The sequence below is a fragment of the Streptomyces sp. NPDC107471 genome (genome assembly GCF_055582845.1).
This window is the reverse complement of the sequence record NZ_JBVJPC010000008.1, coordinates 316,377-336,881: the sequence shown is the minus strand read 5'-3', so window position 1 is coordinate 336,881 and position 20,505 is coordinate 316,377. Positions and strand designations below refer to the sequence as shown.

Below are 20,505 nucleotides of genomic sequence, written 5' to 3'. Positions count from 1 at the left end.
CCGATGACGACCCCCGGATTCCGGCCCAGCCATGTCGTCCCCGGGTACGGCATGCCCGCCTGGGAAGGCCCGGACCCCGCCCGTCCCACCGTGCCCCTCGACCCCCTCCTGCCCGTCCAGCTCGTCGAGCGGCGCGGCGACTGGGCGCACGTCCTGTGCGCCAACGGCTGGTCGGCCTGGGTCGACGGCCGCCACCTGATCGCCGTACCCCAGGACCCGCCCGCCCCCGACAGCCCGCTCACCCGCACCGCCGACCCCCGCCCTCTGCTGGCCCGCGCAGACGAGACCCTCGCCCGCTACCGGGCCGCCGTCGAGGAACTGGCCCGCGGCGGCCTCGACGGGGACACCTTCCGCGGCCGCACCCGGGGGCTGCGGATCGGGGTGGTCGTCGACGGGGAGGACGTGTGGCTATACGACGCCCAGCACGGCCGCTGGGTCTACGCCGACGGGACCCGGCTCGCCACCTACGCCACCGACGAGGCGCCCCGCGCGGGTGCCGACAGCCCCGGGCACGCCCCCACCCAGGTGGTGACCCCCGATGGCCCGTGAGACGAGTCTCTTCTCCGGCAGCCCCTCCGAACTGATCGGCCGACAGGTCGCGAACTACCGCATCGAGCAGGAGATCGGCCGGGGCGGCATGGCGGTCGTCTACCGGGCCCGGGACCTGCGCCTGGACCGGACGGTGGCGCTGAAGCTGCTGGCCCCTGAGCTCGCCCGCAACGACACCTTCCGCAAGCGCTTCAGCCACGAGTCCCGGGTGGCCGCCGCGATCGACCACCCGCACATCGTCCCCGTCTTCGAGGCGGGCGAGACGGACGGCGTGCTGTACATCGCCATGCGGTACGTCGCCGGCAGCGACCTGCGTCATCTCCTGGACCGCCAGGGGCCGTTGCCCCTCGCGACCGCCCTGCGGATCGCCGCCCAGGTCGCCTCCGCGCTGGACGCGGCCCACGAGCACGGCCTGGTCCACCGGGACGTGAAACCGGGCAACATCCTGGTCTCCCGGGGCACCGACAGCGACCATCCCGAGCACGTCTACCTCACCGACTTCGGACTCACGAAGAAGTCACTGTCGCTGACCGGGTTCACGTCGGTGGGCCAGTTCGTCGGCACGCTCGACTACGTGGCCCCCGAGCAGATCTCCGGCCGCCCGGTCGACGGCCGCTGCGACGTCTACGGGTTCGCCTGCGTGGTGTTCGAGTCCCTCACCGGCCACCCGCCCTTCCGCCGCGACGACGACATGGCCCTGCTGTGGGCCCACCAGTACGACCCCCCGCCCGCGCTCTCCGAGTCCCGCCCGGAACTGCCCGCACCGCTCGACACGGTGTTCGCCAGGGCCCTCGCGAAGTCCCCCGACGACCGCCACGACTCCTGCCTGGACTTCGTCGCGGCCCTCCGCTCGACGGCGACGGGCGGCCACCCGCCGACGGAGGTCGTCCTGCGGACCGTGGAACCGCCGGAGACCCGGCCCAAGCCCCCGCCCCGCTGGGCGGAGCCGGCGGTCCGAGGACGCTAGCCGGAGCCGCGACCCCCGAGGGCGTCGCCGTCCCTCGGTCGCCGTCACACGTCGGCCGGTGCGATCTCCCCTCCGCGGCGCACGGTCCGTGCCGCCAGTGCCCCGAGGAACCCGGTGACCAGGCCCCACAGTGCGCCGAGGGCCACCGCGCGCCACAGCTCCGGTTCGAGGAACAACTCGCCGTTGAGTCCGCCGCCGAGGTCGCCGATGCCGAGGACCGACAGGCCGTAGTGGGCGGAGATCCGGCCCGTGAGGCAGATCATGAGGACCGTCAGGGCGAGGGCGACCGCCAGGTGCACGGCGTGCTGCCAGGCGCGGACACGGGCGGGGGAGCGGGCCGCCGCCAGGAACGCCACCGAGAGCAGCAGGAGGGCCTCGACCACCACCAGCCACCAGACCCGGCCGTCGTGCTCGGCGAGTGTGCGCAGGTTCAGCGTGGTGGTGTCCGAGGAGCGCAGGACCTCGTCCAGGAGGTGTGGCATGGGCAGCCCGAACGGGCCGTCGACGCGGCCGTTCCAGGTGGCGCCGAGGCCGATGGTCAGGGCGAGCCAGACCAGGTTCGGCAGGCCCAGCAGGATCACCGCGAGGGTCTCGGGCGCATGGCCGCGGGTCACGGCGACGACCAGGGCGATCAGGATGCCGAGGACGACATGGGCGAGCAGCAGCACGACCATGGCGTAGGCGGGGGGCCGTACCGACTCCTGGAGGCGCAGCAGTCGCCCCGGCAGCGGAGCCCGGCGCGAGACCAGCAGGGCCAGCACCAGGACACCGGCCATCCACAGCAGGCCGAACAGGAGGGTTGGCGGGACGTCCGTGGTGAAGCCGACCTCGGGGGAGACGCCGAACAGATCGCCCAGGTCGTTCAGCGTGTCGTCGCCGACGGACAGCTTGAACGTCTGGCGGGCCGCGTAGGCCAGGGCGAGGAGCGCGAGCAGCCACAGGACGGCGACGCGGGCGGCCCAGCCGGCCAGTTCCCGGCCGCCGGCGACGGCCCGGTGTCGCAGCGGCCTGAGGAAGCCGGCCCCGGCCACCAGCGCCCCGGTGAGGGTCACGGAGAGCGGGATCACGGTGAGTCCGGCCGCGCTGTCCGCGAGGCCGCCCGCGCCGCCCGACAGCTTGACCGTGCCGCCGACGGCGGTGACGACGCTCGCCGCGACGACCCGGGGGAACGCGTGGTCCGGCAGGTCGGCCGCTCCCGCCGCCCACAGTCCCAGCGCGGCCACCGCCCCCATGGCGAGCACCGCCACCAGGACCGTGGCCAGGGCCTGGACCCAGCCGTGGCGGGCGACGACCGGCTGGTCGAAGGGGGGTTGCGGGTGCACCCTGCCACGCTAAGCAGCGTGCGGACGGCCCGCCTGCCGGGAGGTCCGTCCGCGTCCGCTTGCGAGAGGCACCGAAGCAGAGCAGACAATGGGTATGTCGCGGAGAAATGCGGCTGAATCGGGGCAATCGAATCGCGCCGCAGGGGTCCCGCGTCGGGAAGAAGAACTCGTGAGCGTCGAACCGCCCTCGTCGGGCCGCCCCACCGGTCCGCCCTCCGGCCCGCTGTCGGGTCCCTCGCAACCGCCTACGGGCCCGCCCTCGCAGCCCCCCGGCAGCAGCGGCGGAGCACCCGCGCCCGAACCCCGCCGCCCTTGGTGGCGGTCGGCGCCCCGGGTCGCGGTGATCGCCGCCGCGGTCGTCGTCGCCGTGGTCCTCGCGGTCGTCTTCACCCGCTCCGGCGGCGGCTCCACACCGGCCGGCGGCAACGGCGAGGTCTTCCTCCAGGCCGCCGCCAAGACCGGCCCCGAGCCCTTCACCGAGTCGACCGCGAAGGACAGCTCCGTGCCGCCGGTCTCGCCCTCCCCGACCGGCGCCTCCGAGCCCGCGAACGCCGTACGCGGTGTGGACGGCGCCGCTCCCGGTCTCTACGGCGGCACCCGCAACGCGTCGAGCTGCGACGTCGAGAAGCAGATCAAGGCCCTGGGGGCCGACCCCGAGAAGAACAGCGTGTTCGCCTCCGTCGCCGGGGTCCGGCCGTCCGGGGTCCCCGCCTTCCTGCGCTCGCTCACCCCGGTCCAGTTGCGCATGGACACCCGCGTCACCAACCACGGCTACCGTGACGGCGCCGCCACCAGCTACCAGGCCGTCCTCCAGGCCGGCACCGCCGTCCTGGTCGACGACCGCGGAGTGCCCCGCACGCGCTGCGCCTGCGGCAACCCGCTGACCCCACCGGTCGCCCAGCAGACCACGCCGAAGCGCACCGGCGACTCCTGGCCGTCGTACAGCCCCTCGAAGGTGGTCGTGGTGGCGCCCTCGACGACGGTCATCAACGTCTTCGTGCTCTACGACCCCGACCACCACGACTGGATCGCCCGGCACCGCGGCGACACCGGAGGCAAGGACCACAAGACCGATCCGCCGGCCAAGTCGTCGCCGCCGGTGAGCGTGTCACCGCCGACGACATCGAGCAGCCCGGCATCCCCGAACTCCCCGGAGCCCTGTGTCTCCACGTCGTCCGGAGCACCGTCCGCTCACCCGTCCGGATCGTCGAGTCCGTGCCCGCCGGCATTGATCGCCCCGTCCTCGCCGCCGTCGAGCCCCTCCTCGCAACCGCCGCCCAGCAGCGAATCCCCAGGTGAGAGCCTTGCACCGGACTCCTCGCCCCCGGAGCCGCCGCTCGCCTCCGACACCACGGCGAGCACCACGCAGTCGGCGCCGCAGGCCGGCGCCCCGGTCGCGTGGGTGGTGTGACGCGTCACCTGGACTGCGACGCGCGACTCGGGGTACGAGGACTGGTGCAGCAGCGTCCGGCCAGTCCGGCTTCCGAGAGAGAAACGCATGATCGATCACCTGGACGGGGCAGTGATACCGACTGGTTTCGACGTGCCCGTGGAACCCCTACGGCGGGCGGCGCACTACACCGGTGAGCCGGGGAGCATCGCCGAGGCGCGGTCGTTCGCCGCGGACTTCCTCGGGCGGCTCAGAACCGAGTGGTGTGCCGCCATCGGCGACCGCGCCGAGGAGGAGGTGCTCCTCGTGGTGAGCGAACTCGTCACCAACGCCGACCGGCACAGCAACGGGCCGTACATCCTTGAGCTGGAGGGCACCGACGCCGAGGTCGTCGTGACCGTCTACGACAGCAGTGCGGCCCTGCCCCGCAGGTTCCCGCGCGATCCCGAGCGCGTCGGCCGGCACGGTCTGGAGATCGTGCACGTGCTGGCCCGCGAGGTGGCGGCCGAACGCGTCCCGGTGGGCAAGCGGGTGCGGGCCGTGCTGGGCTTCGGCGACAAGCCGTGAGCGCGCGCCCCGGCCGCGTCGACCACGTGGACTGAACCAGTCCGGTCATGCAGCGGGTGCCGTCCGAGGACGGCACCCGCTTTTTCGCTCTGTCTGTATGGCAGGCCGTGTGTCAGGCGCAGCCCAGCTCGCCCAGCATGCCCTCGCGCAGCCGCGTGATGATCCGCTTGATCAGCCGGGACACGTGCATCTGCGAGCAGCCGAGGCGCTCACCGATCTCCGACTGGGTGGCCTCCTCCACGAACCGCATGTGGATGATCTGCCGGTCGCGGTCGCTGAGCTCGGCCATCAGCGGGGCGAGCGACTGGAAGTCCTCGACGAGCCGCAGGCCCTCCTCCTCCACCCCGATGAAGTCGGCGAGCACCGCTTCGCCGCCCTCGGGGCCGTCGCCGGTCAGGGCGGCGTCGAGCGACGAGGAGTTGTAGCCGTTCGAGGCGATCTGCGCCTCGATCACCTCGTTCTCGGAGATGTTCATCAGGGTCGCGAGCTCGGCCACCGTCGGGTCGCGGTCCAGCCGGCTGCCCAGCTCCTCGCGGGCCTTGGCCAGCTCGACGCGCAGCTCCTGAAGGCGCCGCGGGACGTGCACCGCCCAGGTGGTGTCACGGAAGAAGCGCTTGATCTCGCCGACGATGTAGGGGAGGGCGAACGACGTGAACTCGACCTCACGGGAGATCTCGAACCGGTCGATCGCCTTGATCAGACCGATCATGCCGGTCTGGACGATGTCCTCCATGTCGTCGCCGCGGCCCCGGAACCTCCCGGCCGCGAAACGCACGAGTGACATGTTCATCTCAATGAGGGTGTTGCGCGCGTACTGGTACTCGTGCGTCCCCTCCTCGAGCTCGGTGAGGCGCTGGAAGAACTGGCGGGACAGCTCCCGTGCGTCCCGCGGCGCGACGGACCGCGGTTCCTCGACTCCCGGCAGGGGTGTCCCACCCGTCCTGGTCCCGCTGGCGTGCTCGGTGACCTGTGCCTCCGAACGGTTCACGGCGGTGACGGCGGTATGCATTACCTCTCCCACGAAAGTCACGGCTCGACGTCTGCCTCTTCGGCCTGGGTTGTCTCGGGTCCTGCAGATGTGTGGACTGCCGTGTACCCCGATGTCGACAACATATGCCTCCCCGGGCCACCGGCCGAATCCACCCGCCCGCAGCTCCCTCGCCCTGCGCGTACCCGGGGAGTGACGAGCCATGCCCACCAAGTGGACCAGTGGCCAGAAATCGCCGGTTCTCAGGGGGCGACCCGGGTGGCGACCACCAGTTCGTGCAGGTAGCGCTTGACCACCCGCCCACCGTGACGTGTCTCGATCAAGCCCCTGACACAGCCCAGCAGACCCTCACGACGGGCGTCGGCCAGGGTTCGGTGCCCCGAATAGGTGAGGAGCACGTCGATGTACTGGTCGGCGGTGTAGGTGATGTCCTGCTCGAAGCGGGTCACCGTGACGTCACGGAGGCGGGGACAGCCCTCGAACTCCTCCGTGTCGGGTTCGAGCTCGGAGGACGGCCGCAGCCGCAGCCCGGGGGGGGTGTCCGGATCCCAGCGTTCGTAGCAGTCCTGGGCCCGGGCGAAGAAGTCGGTCGTGCCGCCCGCCACGTGGTGGGTGGCGATGACGGCGAGGCGTCCCCCGACCCGGAGCGCGTCCGCGGCCTTCTCCACCCGGACCGCAGGGTCGATCCAGTGGAAGGCGGTGGCACAGGCGACCAGGTCGAAGGGCTCCTCCGGCAGGGGCCAGCGCTCGAACTCGGCGGTCCGTACGTCGACCCGGGGGAACGCGGCCAGTCCTCGCCGGGCCACGGCGGCCATCGCGTCGCCCAGTTCCACCGCGGTGAGGTGACAGCCGAACCCGGCCAGGGCGCGGGTGAGCTGCCCGGTGCCCGGCCCCAACTCCAGGACCCGGCTCTCCGGGCCGAGGCCCGACACCCGGGCCAACTCGGCGACCAGCGCGGGCGGATAGCTCGGCCGCGCCCTGTCGTAGAGCTCCGCCACGTCGTTGAACGTCTCGCGCGGCACCGGGCCGCGCGCCCTTCCCGTCGTCGATTCCACCCAGGGCAGAATGCCGGGCCCTTCCCCTGGCGGCCAGGGAATTTAGGCTGATCCGGTGAGCAACGAAGCGCCGAACCAAGCCCGCGTGATCCCGCTGCGCCCGCAGTCCGCGCGCCCGGGGTCCGTCCGCCCGGTCTCCGAACGCCCCGCCGGGGCACCGCCGAAGGAGCCCGCCGTCAGGGAACCCCTGTGGCGTGACCTCGTCGGAGACGTCCTGCGCCGCGAGCGCCTCGCCCAGGAGCGCACGCTCAAGGACGTGGCCGACGCGGCCCGGATCTCGATGCCCTACCTCTCCGAGGTGGAGCGCGGCCGCAAGGAGGCCTCCTCGGAGGTCCTCGCGGCCGCCGCCCAGGCACTCGGCCTCGGCCTCGGGGATCTGCTCTCCCTGGCCCAGGGCGAGCTCACCCGGCACTCCGCCCGCAGCCGCCGCGCGGTGCCGGGAGCGCCGTACAACGGGATGTGCCTGGCCGCCTGACCCCGGAGGAAGCCGGTGCCTCAGACGCGCACGAGGCGCCGGCTCACCACCTCGTCGGCCAGCCCGTACTCCACGGCCTCCTGCGCGGTGAAGACCTTGTCGCGGTCCATGTCCGCGCGCAGGGTCGTGATGTCGTGGTGCGTGTGGCGGGCCAGCACCTCCTCGACCTGGGAGCGGATGCGGACCATCTCCTTGGCCTGGAGGGCGAGGTCGGAGATCGCGCCGCGGCTGCCGCCGGACGCCGGCTGGCCGAGCAGCACGCGCGCGTGCTCCAGCACGAGCCGCCGCCCGGGATCCCCGCCGGCCAGCAGGACGGCCGCGGTGGACGCCGCCTGCCCCACGCACAGCGTCGAGATCGGCGTCTGCACGTAGGTCATCGTGTCGTAGATCGCCATGAGCGAGGTGAACGAGCCGCCGGGGGAGTTGATGTAGATCGAGATCTCGTTCTCCGGCGCCGCCGACTCCAGGTGCAGGAGCTGGGCGATCACGACGTTGGCCACCCCGTCGTCGATCTCGGTGCCGAGGAAGATGATCCGCTCGGACAGCAGGCGGCTGAACACGTCGGAGGACCGCTCGCCGTGCGCGGTGCGCTCGACGACGTACGGAATCGTGTAGTTCGCCATGTCACAGCCCCATCCGTCGCCTGGAGGCGGCCGGGCGGACGTCCGCGAGGGACTCCACGACCCGGTCCACCATGCCGTACTCCCTGGCCTCCTCGGCCGTGAACCAGCGGTCCCGGTCGCCGTCGCGGGCGATCGTCTCCGGGGTCTGGCCGGTGTTCTCGGCGAGGAGCCGTTCCATGGTCTGCTTGCTGTGGTCCAGGTTCTCGGCCTGGATCAGGATGTCGGCGGTGGTGCCGCCGATGCCCGCGGACCCCTGGTGCATCATGATCCGCGCGTTCGGCAGGGCGTAGCGCTTGCCGGGGGTGCCGCCGCAGAGCAGGAACTGGCCCATGCTCGCCGCGAAGCCCATGGCGAGCGTCGACACGTCGTTGGGGATCAGCCGCATGGTGTCGTAGATGGCGAGGCCCGCGTACACGGAGCCGCCCGGGCTGTTGATGTACAGGCTGATGTCGGTGCGGGGGTCCTCCGCGGACAGCACCAGGAGCTGGGAGCAGACGCGGTTGGCGGAGACCTCGTCGACCTGGGTGCCCAGCAGCACGATGCGCTGGGCGAGGAGCTGGGCGGCCAGTTGGTCGTCGAAGCGGGTGGGAGGGGTGTCGCCTTCCTCGGCCCGGGGGGAAGTCATGGGCGGTCCTCGTGGTCGTAGGGATGCCGTCGGCTCCACTGTCGACCGCGCAGGCCGCCCCGAAGCGGTTTCTCTGCCGGTGGCAGATTCGCCACCGGCAGAGCGCTTGCCCGCGGGTGCGCTCAGCCCTTCTCGCGCAGCTCCCGGAAGAACGCCCGCACGTCGTCCACCAGCAGGTCCGGCTCCTCCATCGCCGCGAAGTGACCGCCCCGGTCGAACTCGGTCCAGCGCACGAGGTTCTCGGTGCGTTCCGCCCGGTGCCGTAGCGGGAGCTGGATCTCGGCCGGGAAGACGGCGAGCGCGGTCGGCGCGGTCGACGGTTCGGTGGGCCGGGCCGCCCTCCCGTCCGTGGCGTGCGCCCGCTCGTAGTAGATCCGGGCGGCCGAACCGGCGGTCCCGGTCAGCCAGTACAGCATCACGTTGGTCAGCAGCCGGTCCCGGTCCACGGCCTCCTCGGGCAGCTCCGCGGAGTCCGTCCACTCCTGGAACTTCTCGACGATCCAGGCGAGTTGGCCGACCGGCGAGTCGGTGAGCGCGTAGGCGAGGGTCTGCGGCCGGGTGGAGTGCAGGACCGCGTACCCGGTGCCCTCGCGCGACCAGGCGCTCCACCGGCGCCACGACTCCAGGGCGCGTTCCCGCTCCCCGGGTTCGAGCGCGGCGAGCTCCTCCTCGGTCGGTTCATGGGTGGCCTGCGCGCCCGGCAGCAGGTTGAGGTGCACGCCGATGGTCCGCCCGGGGTGGGCGCGGCCCAGCTCCCGGGAGATCGCCGAGCCCCAGTCGCCGCCCTGCGCCCCGAACCGCTCGTAGCCGAGCCTGGTCATCAGCTCGGCCCACGCGTCGGCGATCCGGCCCGCCTCCCAGCCGGTGTCCGCGGGCGGCCCGGACAGCCCGAAGCCGGGGATGCTCGGTACGACGACGTGGAAGGCGTCGGCCGGGTCGCCGCCGTGGGCCGCCGGATCGGTCAACGGGCCCACCACGTCGAGGAACTCGACGATCGACCCCGGCCAGCCGTGGGTGATGACCAGGGGCGTCGCGTCCGGCTCGGGGGAGCGGACGTGGGCGAAGTGGACCGTCGTGCCGTCGATGACGGTCGTGAACTGCGGCCACTCGTTCAGGCGGGCCTCGGCCGCGCGCCAGTCGTAGCCGTGCCGCCAGTGCCGGACGAGCTCCCGCAGGTAAGCGGCCGGCACGCCGTACGCCCAGCCCGTGGCCGAGAGGTCGTCGGGCCAGCGGGTGCGGTCGAGCCGGTCGTGCAGGTCGTCGAGGTCGCTCTGCGGAACGTCGAGGCAAAAGGGCGTGATGCTGTCGGTTGACGTCATGCGGGGATGCTAGGCCGCACCGGTGTACGGGCCACGTGGATATTCCGGCCGCACGACCGATGAGTTCCGCGCCGAGGACCGGTCCTCCCCTACGACCGCACGACGACGCCTCAGGAGGAAACCATGGCGAGCAAGCCCTTCACCACGTGTCTCTGGTTCGACGGACAGGCCGAGGAGGCCGCGCACTTCTACGTCTCGGTCTTCAAGGGCTCCACCATCGGGAGGGTCACCCACTATCCCGAGGGCGCGATGCAGCCCGCCGGGACCGTCCTGACGGTGGACTTCACGGTCAACGGACAGGACTTCGTCGCCCTCAACGGCGGACCGCAGTTCACGTTCACCGAGGCCGTCTCCTTCCAGATCTTCTGCGCGGACCAGGAGGAGATCGACTACTACTGGACCAAGCTCACCGAGAACGGCGGCGAGCCCGGCCCCTGCGGCTGGCTCAAGGACCGTTACGGGCTGTCGTGGCAGGTCGTGCCCGAGGGGCTGGCCGACATGGTGGGCGACCCGGACCCGGAGAAGGCGGCCCGCGTCACCAAGGCGTTCATGGCGATGAGCAAGTTCGACGTGGCCGCCCTGGAGAAGGCGTACGCGGGCGAGTGAGCGTCAGCCGACGGGCGTCCGGCCGATCACCCGCGTGACCTCCCGGGCCATCCGCAGGATGCCGGGGGAGCGGACCGGGCACGGCCGGGGTGTGGACGTCGTGGGCGCCAGACAGAAGTGCAGGTAGTCCTTGTCGAGATGCAGGGCGGTGCGGTCGCGGGCCGACTCGGTGCAGTAGGCCGGATGCTCGTGCTCGTAGGAGGTGCACGGCAGGTACTGCGCCCAGACGTAGCGGGCTCCGGCGGGCGCCACCGTCGCGCCCGCGTCGGCGACGACGTCGTCCGAGGCGGCCGCCTGCTCCGCGTACAGCTCGTTCACGCGCCGGACCCGGTCGGGGGTGATCGGGTCCGGGCCCTGCGCCACCCACACGATCCGGGGCCGCCGCTCACCGCCCGCCGCGGCGATCTGACCGGTCAGCCTCCTCAGGTCCGCCCGGTACCTGCTGAAGTACTTCCCCGGGGCGGCGGCATGGCTGATCCCGTCCATGCACCATGTGTAGCCCCACGCGTTGCCCCAGAACTGCAGCACCACGACGTCCGGGTGCAGCGCCCGGACCAGCGCGGCCGCCTTGTCCCGGTCGGGCACCAGCGACTTCTTCCCCGTGCCCTCCAGGTAGTCGCACGGCGTGGTCCCCGAGTACGGCGCGCTCGTGTACGTCGCCCGCAGCCGCCGGCGCAGTTCCTGGCCGAGGACCTGCTGGGCCTCCGTGGCGAGCGAGTCGCCGAGGTACAGCACGCGCGGGGCGACGACGGCCGCGGAGGCGTCCGGGGCGGACTGGGCGCGCCGGTGCGTGGTGGCCGCGCGGGGGACGTCCGGTGTCGGGGGCGCCGGCTCGGGCCCGTCGGACGGGTCGCCGCAGGCGCCGAGCAGCAGCACAGCGGTCAGGAGTCCCACGATCCACGGTGTCCGCATGCGCGACTCCCGCCCCGGTCGCCGAAAAACGGTTCCCCAGGCAAGCACAGCCGGGTCCAGGGGGGAAGACGCGCGGCGGGGTTCACTCCCCGTCCCGGCGCTCCAGGACGTCCGTCAGGTCGGTCAGCGGCAGCGGCTTGGTCAGATGGGCGTCGAACCCGGCCGCCCGCGACAGCGCCCGGTCGGTCCCCTGGCTGAACCCGGAGACCGCGATGAGCCGGAGCCGCTCGCCGCCCGGCCGTGCCCGCACCCGGCGGGCGACGGTGTGGCCGTCGATGTCGGGCAGTCCCAGGTCGCACAGCACGACGTCGAACGCCTGCGCCTCGGTCGCGGCGAGCGCGGCGGTCCCGGTGTGCACGGTCGTCACGCGGTGGCCCCGCCGCTCCAGCAGCGTGTGGTAGGTCGCGGCCAGGTCCTCGTTGTCCTCCACGATCAGCACGGCCAGCCCGCCCGGCGTGGACCGGACGGCCGCGGACGGGGGTCGCGGCAGGGCCGCGGAGCCGGTGACCGGCAGCACCACGGTGAACGTCGCCCCCCTGCCGGGCCCGTCGCTGTGCGCGCCGACCCGGCCGTGGTGCAGTTCCGCGATCGTCCGCGCGACGGCGAGCCCCAGCCCCAGGCCCTCCGGCGTGTCGGGACCGGCGGGCGCCGCCCGCATGAACACCCCGAACAACTCCTCGGCCTGACCCGGCTCGAAGCCGATGCCGTCGTCCCGCACGGTCAGCCGCGCCTCCCCGACCCCGTCCGTGAGCTCCACCTCGGTGCGGCCGCCCGGCCGGGTGTACTTGAGCGCGTTGGACAGCAGGTTGGTCAGCACCTGCGCGAGCCGCAACCGGTCGCCGTCCACGACGAGGGGCTCGGCGGGCAGCCGTACGTCGAGCGTGCGGCCGTCGTGCGCGAACAGACCGCGGATGTCGGCGCAGGCCCCCTCGACCACCGGGCGCAGGTCGACCGGCTCCCTCACCAGCTCCAGCCGCCCGGTGACCGCCCGGGTGCCGTCCAGCAGGTCGTTGCTCATCCGGGCCAGTGTGCCGAGCTGCCGCTCCAGGACCGCCAGCGCCGGATGCCCCTCGGGCATGTCCAGGGCGAGCAGTTCGGTGGCCGCGGTCGCGGCCGCGAGGGGGTTGCGCAACTCGTGCGAGAGCGTGGCGATGAACCGGTCCTTGGCCCGCTGCTCCTCCCGCAGCCGGCGCCCCGCCGCGTCCAGTTCGGCGTTGACCCGGCTGAGCTGCTCGTTCACCTCGCGGATCTCCCGCGCCCGTACGAACAGGTCGATCTCCATGCCCTCGGCGCGCATCTGCGCGTCGGCCACCGCCCGCTGCTGCTCCCGGCCCACCCGCCGCAGGTGCACGAACTCCGTGACGTCCTCGACCCGGTGCACGATGTGCGTCACCCGGCCCGTGTCGTCCAGGACCGGCGTGTTGACGGGGCTCCAGTACCGCTCGGCGAAGACGCCCGCCTCGCTGGTCGGGATGTCGTACCGCTGGAGGGCCATGGTGTCGGTGCGGCCGCTCGCCACGACCGTCTCCAGCGAGCGGCGCAGATTGGCCACGCCGTCGGCCGAGGGGTCCTCGGGGTTGTCCGGGAACACGTCGAAGACGGGCCGTCCGACGATGCCGCGGTCGGTGCGCGTGGCCGTCAGATAGGCGCGGTTGACCTCGACGATGACGAAGTCGGGGGTGAGGACGAGCAGCGGGGACAGATGCGAGTCGAACAGGCGCCGGAAGTCCGGGGCGTCGGGCATGGGCGGACCTCCTGGCCGGGCCGTGTCTGGGGGATCACCGTCTCGGGACCGTCCAAGGACCTCGCTTCAGGGGTCGAGGCGGTAGCCGTAGCCGCGGACCGTGGTGATCCGCGGGGCGGGGGCGGGCAGTTCGGCGAGCTTGCCGCGCAGCCGGTACACGTGCTCGATCACGGTCGCGGGCTGCTGCCAGGAGGAACCCCAGATCCGCTCCAGCAACTGCTCCGGTGAGAAGACCCGGCCGGGCGCGGCGGCCAGCATCTCCAGCAGGGCGAACTCCTTGGGACGCAGGGTCAGCAGGACACCGTCGACGGAGACCTGGCGGGCCGCGGTGTCGACGAGCAGGGAGCCGGCCTGGATCACCGTCGGCAGCTCCGGCGGCCGCGAGCGGCGCAGCACGGCGTGGATACGGGCCACCAGCTCGCGCTGCGAGAACGGCTTGACCAGGTAGTCGTCCGCGCCGATCTCCAGCCCCGCCACCCGGTCCGCCTCCGCGCCGCGCCCCGAGACCACGATGACGGGGAGCCGGCTCGTCGACCGCAGCGCCCGCAGCAGTTCGAGGCCGCTGCCGTCCGGGAGGCCCAGGTCCAGGATCGCCAGGTCGACCTGGCTCTCGTACAGCACGGACTTTCCGGCGCGGGCGTCCATGGCCCAGGTGACGGTGAATCCGGCCCGCTCCAGATAGGAACGGCACATCAGTGCGAAGTCGGGCTCGTCCTCGATCAGGGCGAGGTGCGGGCGCATTCCGCATCACCTGGCCCGCCCGGTACCCGCCCGTTGTGTCGCTGATGAGCGGGCGTTGATGCCCAGACCATGTGGCGAAGGTAGAACAGTAGGCACCACGGTTCAAGGGGGGAGCCGCCCGGGGGGGTCCGGCGCGGACACGTGCGGTGCGGGGAGCGCGACACCGCCGCACGCGTCCGCGCCGGAGCACGGGCCCCGGCGCGGACGCACCGGCACGACAGCGGGGACGGGACACAGTGCACGACCACGATCCGCATCCCGTCGTCACCGCGGCCTGGCCGCCCCCGCCCGGAGCGCACGGACTCGTGCGCGGCGCGGACGGCCTGGTGGTCGCCGAACTGCACGGCGAGATCGACCTCGCCACCGCCCACCGGCTGCGCTGCTGGCTCGACTCCCTCGTGGCCCTCGCCGCACCGGCGTACGTCGTCGACCTGCGGCCGGTCTCCTTCGTCGACTCCACGGGCCTGAACCTGCTGCTGCGCCTGCGCCGCCGGGTGCTGGAGGGCGGCGCGACCTTCTCCGTGCTGTGCGCCCCGGACACCCGGCGGCTGCTGCGGGCGCACGGCACATTGGACGTGTTCGACCCGGTCGCCACGTGGGACGAGGCGACCGGCGTCTGACTCACACCCGGTCGGCGGCGATCAGCAGGTACTGGAAACTGCCGTTGCGGTAGGCGCTCACGAAGGTCTCCTCGATCCCGGTCACCAGGTGCTCGGCCTCCCTGCGCAGCTCCCAGTAGGGCAGCGCCGCCTCGGTGAGGTCCTCCACGTGCACCGGCACCAGCCGGTTGCGGGCCATCGCCCGGAAGTACGCCGAGCGCGGATGGATGTCGCAGATGTAGTGGGCGTTGATGAGCGAGACCTCACGGGAGGCCCGGCCGTAGGTGTCGTTGTAGCAGCCGGTGATCACCACGTAGCGTCCGCCGCGGCGCAGCAGCCGGGCGTGCTCGGCGAACAGCAGGTCCAGCTCGACGTACATGGTCGACTCGTTGTTCCAGGAGGCCGCGTACGCGCCCGAGGCGAGCCCGGTGTCGAGCATGTTGCGGTGGTGGTAGCGCACCCGGTCGTCGATGCCGCGCTTGCGGGCCTGGGCGTTCGCGAACTCCGCCTGCTTCTCGGAGATGGTGACGCCGTCGGCGTGGCAGCCGTAGCGCAGGTGCGCGACGACACTGCCGCCGCCGCGCCCGCAGCCGGCGTCGAAGACCCGGTCCTCGGGGCCGAGCGGGCCGAGCCGGGCGGCGAGGAGCTCGGCCTGGGTGTGTTCGAGGCGGTGCAGTTCGGCGGTGATGCGCTCGCGCCGCCGCGCCGGATCGGGTTCGTCGAGGACGGCGCGGTCGGCCGCTCCGACGCCGTAGTGGTGGTGGTAGAGGTCGTCGAGCTTGCCGAGTTCGAGGTTGACCGGGTTCTCCTCGGCGTTCCAGTAGTCCGCGACACGGTTCTGGTACGTCGACTGGGTCGGCACCTGGGCTGCCCGGGTGCCGGTGTGGGGGGCGGTGGTCAACGGTGACTCCTTGTGCTGGTGCGTGTGACGTTGCGTCATGCGGGGGCGGACTACCAGTAGTTGGGCAGGTGGTAGCGGTGGCTGTTGGTGGCGTGCCACTCGTGGTTCCCGGCGACCCAGTCGGACAGGCTCCGGGTGTAGCGCTCCACGAGCGGCGAGCCGGCGGACAGCAGGGCCGACTCCTCGTCGAAGGCCGTCATGATCCGGTTGTGGATCTCGACGGACTTCAGGTAGGCGGCTTTCAGCCCGCACCGGTCGTTGGCGGCGACGACCTGCGGCAGGTTGAGGTGGGTGGGGTCGCTCGCCAGTTCCTTGGTGAAGGAGTAGAGGTCGTTGACGATCGTGGTGGCGTTGCAGGCCAGTGCCGTGACCCGCTGGATCTCGGGCCGGGCGTAGAGCGCCTCGGGCAGTTCGTAGCCGTCGACGGCGTCGACGATCGACAGACAGGGCCGGAAGTTGTTGAACTGCCGCATGACCAGGTACTCCCAGACCCGGGGGACGTACCGGGTCTCCGCCCAGGCGGCCTCGGCGAGGTAGCCCAGGTGCAGTCGGGCGATGTCGTGGACGAAGCGGTCGGTCTGGCTAGGGGTGGCGAGCGCGGAGTAGTCCTCCAGGGCGAAGTGGTAGGAGCGCAGGGGGCCGTCGGCGCGCACGCCCTCGCGCCACTCCTCCTCCAGCTCGGGGATGCCGTGGTACGGGTCGATCGCGGACTGGGCCATGACGAGCCGGCCGCCCAGGCCCCGGCGCGCTCCGCCGCGGCCCTCGTCCTCCTCGCAGTAGCAGGAGTCGACGACGTTCTCCGCGAGCAGCAACTCCCCGGCGACCGTGAGCCGTTCGAGGTCGGCCGCCTGCGGGTGCTGGAGGACCACGGCCCGGCCGAACTGGAAGCCCGAGAAGTCCCCCTTCCACGCTTCGGGGAACAGGTCGAGGCGCCGGGCCCAGGCCTCCAGCCTGCGGTCGATCTCCGCGGCCCTGACCGGGTCGGCGGGCGGGACCTGCCGGTGCCGCAGGCCCGGGATCGCCCCGCCGCGCCGGGGGGTGCGCAGGCTGCTCGCGATGTCGGGCGGGCCCGGCAGGGGCCTGGTGTTCGCCGCGGTCACTCGGGCGTCCGGCCGATCTGCGCGTTCTCCAGGACGCCGACCGCGTCGGGGACGAGGACGGCCATCGAGTAGTACGCGGTGACGAGGTAGCGGATGATCGAGTTGGCGTCGATCCCCATGAACCGCACGTTCAGGCCCGGTTGGTACTCCTCGGGGATGCCGGTCTGGTAGAGCCCGATGGCGCCCTGGTCGCCCTCTCCGGTGCGCAGCGCGATGATGCTGCTGGTGTGCTGTCCGCTGACCGGGATCTTGTTGCAGGGGAAGATCGGCACCCCGCGCCAGGCGGGGATCTCGTGCCCCTCGACGTTGGCCGTGCCCGGCACCAGCCCGCGCCGGTTGCACTGCCGGAAGAACGCGGCGATGGCCTTGGGATGGGCGAGGAACAGCTTGGTCTTGCGGCGCATGGCGAGGAGTTCGTCCATGTCGTCCGGGGTCGGAGGGCCGGTGAAGGTGCTGATGCGCTGGCCGTGGTCGGCGTTGTGCAGCAGCCCGAACTCCCGGTTGTTGACCAGTTCCCACTCCTGGCGTTCCCGGATCTCCTCGATGGTCAGGCGCAGTTGCTGCTCGGTCTGGTCCATCGGGTGGTTGTAGAGGTCGGCGACCCGGGTGTGGACCCGCAGCACGGTCTGGGTCAGGGACAACTCGTACTCGCGCGGCGAGAGTTCGTAGTCGACGTATCCGCCGCCGATCGTCGGCTCCCCGACATGGCCGGCCTGGACGGGGACGTCGGCCTCGCCCTTGCGGTTCATCGGCAGGCTCTGCCGGCGCGCGTAGGCCTCCAGGTGCTCGGCGAGGGACGGCACCCGCTCGGTGAACTCCGTGACCACGGACCAGGGCAGGGCCAGCACGGTGCCGGAGGTCTCCGCCCGGACCGAGTGCAGCCACAGCGGGTCGGGCCGGCCGATGGCCTCGTCGCCCATCTGGTCGCCGTCGGTGACGACGCCGACGATCTCCTCCTCGCCGTACTTGCCCTCGGCGAAGCGGGTGAAGCGGCCGTGCACCACCAGGTAGGCCTCGGTGACCGGCTGTCCGGCCTCGACCAGGACCTGCCCGGCCCGGATCTCCCGGGCCCGGAAGCGGCCGGCGACCTCCTTGAGCACCTCGATGTCGGAGTAGCCGCGCAACGCGGGCAGTTCGGTGAGCGTCCGGGGGATGACCCGGATGTCGTCGGCGCCGTTCTGCTCGAACTGCACCCGGCCCCGGCCCACCCGGAGCTGGAGGCGCCGGTTGACCCGGTAGGTGCCGCCCTTCACGTCCACCCACGGCAGCATGCGCAGCAGCCAGCGGGAGCTGATGGCCTGCATCTGGGGTTCGGACTTGGTGGTGGTGGCGAGCTGTCGGGCCGCCGTGGTGCTGAGGCTGGTGAGCTGGGCTTCGGACGGGGGTTCGGGTTCGTCGACGGCGGGGCCGGTGGCGCTGTCCGGTGTGGACACGTTCCCTCCTGACAGTGAGCGGGATGGCCGGGCGCGGGCACCAGCCAAACAGCCGGGCGGGCCGCCTGATCAGGGCGCGGAGGGGGCGGCTTCGCGGCCGGGAAGGTGTAAACCACGACCGTGAGGCAGTCGACGCCTCATGAGTGCTCCCGCGCTCCTCGGGTCGGGTCGGTCACCAGTACGGCCCCCCGCCTCCAGGAGTGGCTTCCCGACGCACGCCCCCTCGGTGAGCGCACCTTCTGTCCCGTCTGAGGGTGAATCGTCCGTTCGGCGCGCGGTCGGGCACACCCGTGACTAGCGTGTGGAGACGGACCGACCACCGATTCGGGAAGGGCCGCGATCATGGCCGTACAACCTGAGGGAACCCCCTGCTGGGCCGATGCGATGTTCAGCGACGTCGAGGGGGCCAAGAACTTCTACGGCGACGTCCTCGGCTGGACCTTCGGCGACTCGTCGTCGGAGTACGGCAACTACACGCAGGCCTACGCGGACGGCAAGGCCGTCGCCGCCGTCGTGCCGCCGATGCCGGGGCAGGAGGGCCAGTCCCAGTGGTGCCTGTACCTCGCGTCGCCGGACGCGGCCGCCACCGCCGACAGGATCCGTGCCAACGGCGGCGAGGTGCTCATGCAACCGATGCAGGTCGGCGACTTCGGCACGATGTGCCTGGGGCGCGACCCTAGCGGTGTCGTCTTCGGGGTATGGCAGGGCGGCACCCACGAGGGCTTCGAGGCCCCGCCCGGGCAGCCCGGCGCGTACTGCTGGGCCGAGATCTACACCCGCGAGCCGGAGAAGTCCGACGCGTTCTTCCCCGCCGTCTTCGGCTACCGCGCCAAGCAGATGCAGGACGACGCCGTCGACTTCCGCATGTTCGACCTCGGGGACGACACCGTCCTCGGCCGGATGAGGATGACCGAGGACTTCCCGCCCGAGGTGCCGGCGTACATCAACGTCTACTTCGCCGTCGACGACTGCGACGACGCCGTGGCCCGCGCCACCAAGCTGGGGGCCGTCCTGCGGTTCGGGCCGATGGACTCCCCGTTCGGCCGGTTCGCGGCGCTGAGCGACCCGCAGGGCGCGAACTTCTCGGTCATCGACGTGACGACGACCCAGGGTGAGATGCCGCAGATCTCCGACGTGCCCTAGCCGGTGCGCACCGCCGTGACGGCCACGGCCGTGTAGTGCATCGGGAAGCTGCCGCCCAGCGTGTCGACGGCGTCGCCGACGGCGGTGAGCAGGGCGTCGAGCTTCCCGGCGGGCAACCGTCCGTGGCCGCCGAAGGTGGGTACCTGGTCCAGCCACTGCGCGCGCGTGTAGATCCGCTCCCAATCGAAGCGCCACTGTTCCGGCTCGGCGAACGCGGAGGCCGCGCGGATCCCGTCGGCCGCCGTGGCGCAGACGCCCGCGTAGGCGTCCGGGCCGGTCAGCCGGCGCCAGTCCATCGGCAGGTCGGGCAGGACGCGGGCGTAGGCCCCGGCGAACGCCTCGGCCACCTCGGGGGCGGGCTGGAAGGCGTTCCAGAACAGGGCCAGCCGTCCGCCCGGCCGCAGCACCCGGGCCGCCCGGGCGGCGCCGGCGACCGGGTCGACCCAGTGCCAGACGGTGCCCGCGACGACCGCGTCGAAGTCCCGGCCCGCCGGATCCCACTCCTCGAAGCGGGCGATCTCGACGTCGAGCCCTTTCCGGCGTGCGAACGCGGCCATCCGGGGGTCGGGCTCGACGCCGAGGATCCGGCAGCCACGGTCCCGGAGGGCCAGTCCGGCGATTCCGGTGCCCGCGCCGACGTCCAGCATGTCCCGCCCCGGGCTCCCGGCGACGATCCGGTCCAGCAGGGCGTCGGGGTACCGGGGCCGGGTCCGGTCGTAGCGCTCGGCGTCCGAGCCGTACGACTCCGCGATCTCGCGGTGCTGTCCAGGAGAAGTGGGCATGCGCCCACTCTAAATGGGCGTGTGCCCACTCGACAAGAATCGGGGAGGATGTCCGAAGGAGAGCGAGAGGTGGGCCGTGCCGACAGGGATCGCCATCCGTGATGTGCGGGAGCAGTTGTTCGACGCCGCCGAGCGGATCCTGCTGCGGGACGGGGCGAACGCGCTGACCAGCCGGGCGGTCACCACCGAGGCGGGGGTCGCCAAGGGGGTCCTGCACCGTCACTTCGCGGACTTCGACGCCTTCCTCGCCGACCTCGTGGTGGACCGCATCGACCGGATCGAGGCGCGCTCCGAGGCCTTGCGCGCGGCCGCGGGGACCGGTGACGTCGTCGGCAACCTCGCTACCGCCCTGACCGAGCTGTTCGGGACGATCGCCCTGCGGATCGTCGGCCTGGTCATCGCGCGGGACGCCCTGCGCGCCCGGTTGCGCGAGGCGCGGGGCGGGGGAGTGCCGGTGCTGCGGGAGGCCACCGCGATGGTGGCCGGCTATCTCGCCGCCGAACGCGAGCGGGGACGCGTCCCGGCCGACGCCGACGTGGACGTGCTCGCCCCCACCCTGATCGGGGCCGCCCATCTGCTGTTCGCCGACGCGGAGGGCGCGGCGCCCGGGGACGCCGAGGTCCGCCGGATGGTGGCCGCGGTCGTCGCGGTGGGGTGACCGGAC

The 20,505-nt window shown here is 72.4% G+C and carries 22 protein-coding genes; 9 read left to right on the top strand and 13 right to left on the bottom strand.

Going from position 1 to position 20,505, the window contains the following annotated elements; translation table 11 throughout:
* Nucleotides 1-3: 3 nt before the first annotated feature.
* Both ACZ66S_RS27370 and ACZ66S_RS27365 read left to right on the top strand, forming a co-directional pair.
* Nucleotides 4-549, top strand: coding sequence for an SH3 domain-containing protein (locus ACZ66S_RS27370; protein ID WP_469904182.1), 546 nt, complete (start codon nucleotides 4-6; stop codon nucleotides 547-549).
* A complete protein-coding gene (locus ACZ66S_RS27365) occupies nucleotides 539-1,516 on the top strand; it encodes a serine/threonine-protein kinase (RefSeq protein ID WP_469904181.1) in 978 nt (325 codons plus the stop codon). The genes ACZ66S_RS27370 and ACZ66S_RS27365 overlap by 11 nt, the downstream gene beginning before the upstream one ends.
* Nucleotides 1,517-1,560: 44 nt before the next feature.
* On the opposite strand, the gene ACZ66S_RS27360 is transcribed toward ACZ66S_RS27365, so the two are convergent.
* A complete protein-coding gene (locus ACZ66S_RS27360) occupies nucleotides 1,561-2,838 on the bottom strand; it encodes a streptophobe family protein (RefSeq protein WP_469904180.1) in 1,278 nt (425 codons plus the stop codon).
* A 169-nt stretch (nucleotides 2,839-3,007) separates the two neighbouring features.
* Here ACZ66S_RS27360 and ACZ66S_RS27355 point away from each other — a divergent pair, with 169 nt between their 5' ends.
* The gene (locus ACZ66S_RS27355) at nucleotides 3,008-4,249 is read left to right on the top strand and encodes a DUF6777 domain-containing protein (RefSeq protein ID WP_469904179.1); all 1,242 of its coding nucleotides are present in this window, start codon (nucleotides 3,008-3,010) and stop codon (nucleotides 4,247-4,249) included.
* Nucleotides 4,250-4,336: 87 nt separating this feature from the next.
* On the top strand, nucleotides 4,337-4,795 hold the full coding sequence (locus ACZ66S_RS27350) for an ATP-binding protein (RefSeq protein ID WP_469904178.1): 459 nt from the start codon (nucleotides 4,337-4,339) through the stop codon (nucleotides 4,793-4,795).
* Nucleotides 4,796-4,907: 112 nt separating this feature from the next.
* Here ACZ66S_RS27350 and ACZ66S_RS27345 read toward each other — a convergent pair whose 3' ends face one another.
* On the bottom strand, nucleotides 4,908-5,804 hold the full coding sequence (locus tag ACZ66S_RS27345) for an RNA polymerase sigma factor SigF (protein ID WP_469904177.1): 897 nt from the start codon (nucleotides 5,802-5,804) through the stop codon (nucleotides 4,908-4,910).
* A 221-nt stretch (nucleotides 5,805-6,025) separates the two neighbouring features.
* On the bottom strand, nucleotides 6,026-6,805 hold the full coding sequence (locus ACZ66S_RS27340) for a class I SAM-dependent methyltransferase (protein ID WP_469904339.1): 780 nt from the start codon (nucleotides 6,803-6,805) through the stop codon (nucleotides 6,026-6,028).
* 88 nt (nucleotides 6,806-6,893) lie between these two features.
* Here ACZ66S_RS27340 and ACZ66S_RS27335 point away from each other — a divergent pair, with 88 nt between their 5' ends.
* Nucleotides 6,894-7,313 (top strand): helix-turn-helix domain-containing protein, encoded by a 420-nt coding sequence (locus ACZ66S_RS27335; RefSeq protein WP_469904176.1) that lies wholly within the window; start codon nucleotides 6,894-6,896, stop codon nucleotides 7,311-7,313.
* Between the two features lie 20 nt (nucleotides 7,314-7,333).
* Here ACZ66S_RS27335 and ACZ66S_RS27330 read toward each other — a convergent pair whose 3' ends face one another.
* From ACZ66S_RS27330 to ACZ66S_RS27320, 3 genes are all read right to left on the bottom strand, one after another.
* A complete protein-coding gene (locus ACZ66S_RS27330) occupies nucleotides 7,334-7,936 on the bottom strand; it encodes a ClpP family protease (RefSeq protein ID WP_469904175.1) in 603 nt (200 codons plus the stop codon).
* A 1-nt stretch (nucleotide 7,937) separates the two neighbouring features.
* Nucleotides 7,938-8,561, bottom strand: coding sequence for a ClpP family protease (locus ACZ66S_RS27325; RefSeq protein ID WP_469904174.1), 624 nt, complete (start codon nucleotides 8,559-8,561; stop codon nucleotides 7,938-7,940).
* A gap of 122 nt (nucleotides 8,562-8,683) precedes the next feature.
* Nucleotides 8,684-9,880, bottom strand: a complete 1,197-nt coding sequence (locus tag ACZ66S_RS27320; protein WP_469904173.1) for an epoxide hydrolase family protein — start codon at nucleotides 9,878-9,880, stop codon at nucleotides 8,684-8,686.
* 123 nt (nucleotides 9,881-10,003) lie between these two features.
* Here ACZ66S_RS27320 and ACZ66S_RS27315 point away from each other — a divergent pair, with 123 nt between their 5' ends.
* Nucleotides 10,004-10,486: a VOC family protein gene (locus tag ACZ66S_RS27315; RefSeq protein WP_469904172.1), complete on the top strand. Its 483-nt coding sequence runs from the start codon at nucleotides 10,004-10,006 to the stop codon at nucleotides 10,484-10,486.
* 3 nt (nucleotides 10,487-10,489) lie between these two features.
* Here ACZ66S_RS27315 and ACZ66S_RS27310 read toward each other — a convergent pair whose 3' ends face one another.
* The 3 genes from ACZ66S_RS27310 to ACZ66S_RS27300 form a co-directional block, all read right to left on the bottom strand.
* The gene (locus ACZ66S_RS27310) at nucleotides 10,490-11,398 is read right to left on the bottom strand and encodes an SGNH/GDSL hydrolase family protein (RefSeq protein WP_469904171.1); all 909 of its coding nucleotides are present in this window, start codon (nucleotides 11,396-11,398) and stop codon (nucleotides 10,490-10,492) included.
* Nucleotides 11,399-11,480: 82 nt separating this feature from the next.
* Complete coding sequence (locus tag ACZ66S_RS27305) at nucleotides 11,481-13,142, bottom strand: hybrid sensor histidine kinase/response regulator (RefSeq protein ID WP_469904170.1); 1,662 nt, start codon at nucleotides 13,140-13,142, stop codon at nucleotides 11,481-11,483.
* A gap of 66 nt (nucleotides 13,143-13,208) precedes the next feature.
* Nucleotides 13,209-13,883, bottom strand: coding sequence for a response regulator transcription factor (locus ACZ66S_RS27300; protein WP_469904169.1), 675 nt, complete (start codon nucleotides 13,881-13,883; stop codon nucleotides 13,209-13,211).
* Between the two features lie 236 nt (nucleotides 13,884-14,119).
* Between ACZ66S_RS27300 and ACZ66S_RS27295 the strand changes: the two genes are divergently transcribed.
* A complete protein-coding gene (locus tag ACZ66S_RS27295; RefSeq protein WP_469904168.1) occupies nucleotides 14,120-14,503 on the top strand; it encodes an STAS domain-containing protein in 384 nt (127 codons plus the stop codon).
* Nucleotide 14,504: 1 nt separating this feature from the next.
* On the opposite strand, the gene ACZ66S_RS27290 is transcribed toward ACZ66S_RS27295, so the two are convergent.
* From ACZ66S_RS27290 to ACZ66S_RS27280, 3 genes are read right to left on the bottom strand one after another with little or no spacing between them, the layout of a single operon-like run.
* The gene (locus tag ACZ66S_RS27290; RefSeq protein WP_469904167.1) at nucleotides 14,505-15,383 is read right to left on the bottom strand and encodes a geranyl diphosphate 2-C-methyltransferase; all 879 of its coding nucleotides are present in this window, start codon (nucleotides 15,381-15,383) and stop codon (nucleotides 14,505-14,507) included.
* Nucleotides 15,384-15,433: 50 nt separating this feature from the next.
* Nucleotides 15,434-16,483, bottom strand: coding sequence for a family 2 encapsulin nanocompartment cargo protein terpene cyclase (locus ACZ66S_RS27285; protein ID WP_469904166.1), 1,050 nt, complete (start codon nucleotides 16,481-16,483; stop codon nucleotides 15,434-15,436).
* On the bottom strand, nucleotides 16,480-17,916 hold the full coding sequence (locus ACZ66S_RS27280; RefSeq protein WP_469904165.1) for a family 2B encapsulin nanocompartment shell protein: 1,437 nt from the start codon (nucleotides 17,914-17,916) through the stop codon (nucleotides 16,480-16,482). The genes ACZ66S_RS27285 and ACZ66S_RS27280 overlap by 4 nt, the downstream gene beginning before the upstream one ends.
* 342 nt (nucleotides 17,917-18,258) lie before the next feature.
* On the opposite strand from ACZ66S_RS27280, the gene ACZ66S_RS27275 reads away from it, so the two are divergent.
* Nucleotides 18,259-19,059 carry a VOC family protein gene (locus ACZ66S_RS27275; protein WP_469904164.1) on the top strand — a complete coding sequence of 267 codons (801 nt, stop codon included), beginning with the start codon at nucleotides 18,259-18,261 and terminating at the stop codon, nucleotides 19,057-19,059.
* On the opposite strand, the gene ACZ66S_RS27270 is transcribed toward ACZ66S_RS27275, so the two are convergent.
* Nucleotides 19,056-19,841, bottom strand: coding sequence for a class I SAM-dependent DNA methyltransferase (locus tag ACZ66S_RS27270; protein ID WP_469904163.1), 786 nt, complete (start codon nucleotides 19,839-19,841; stop codon nucleotides 19,056-19,058). The two genes, ACZ66S_RS27275 and ACZ66S_RS27270, sit on opposite strands and share 4 nt — an antisense overlap.
* Before the next feature lie 76 nt (nucleotides 19,842-19,917).
* On the opposite strand from ACZ66S_RS27270, the gene ACZ66S_RS27265 reads away from it, so the two are divergent.
* Nucleotides 19,918-20,499 (top strand): TetR/AcrR family transcriptional regulator, encoded by a 582-nt coding sequence (locus tag ACZ66S_RS27265; protein WP_469904162.1) that lies wholly within the window; start codon nucleotides 19,918-19,920, stop codon nucleotides 20,497-20,499.
* Nucleotides 20,500-20,505: the final 6 nt, after the last annotated feature.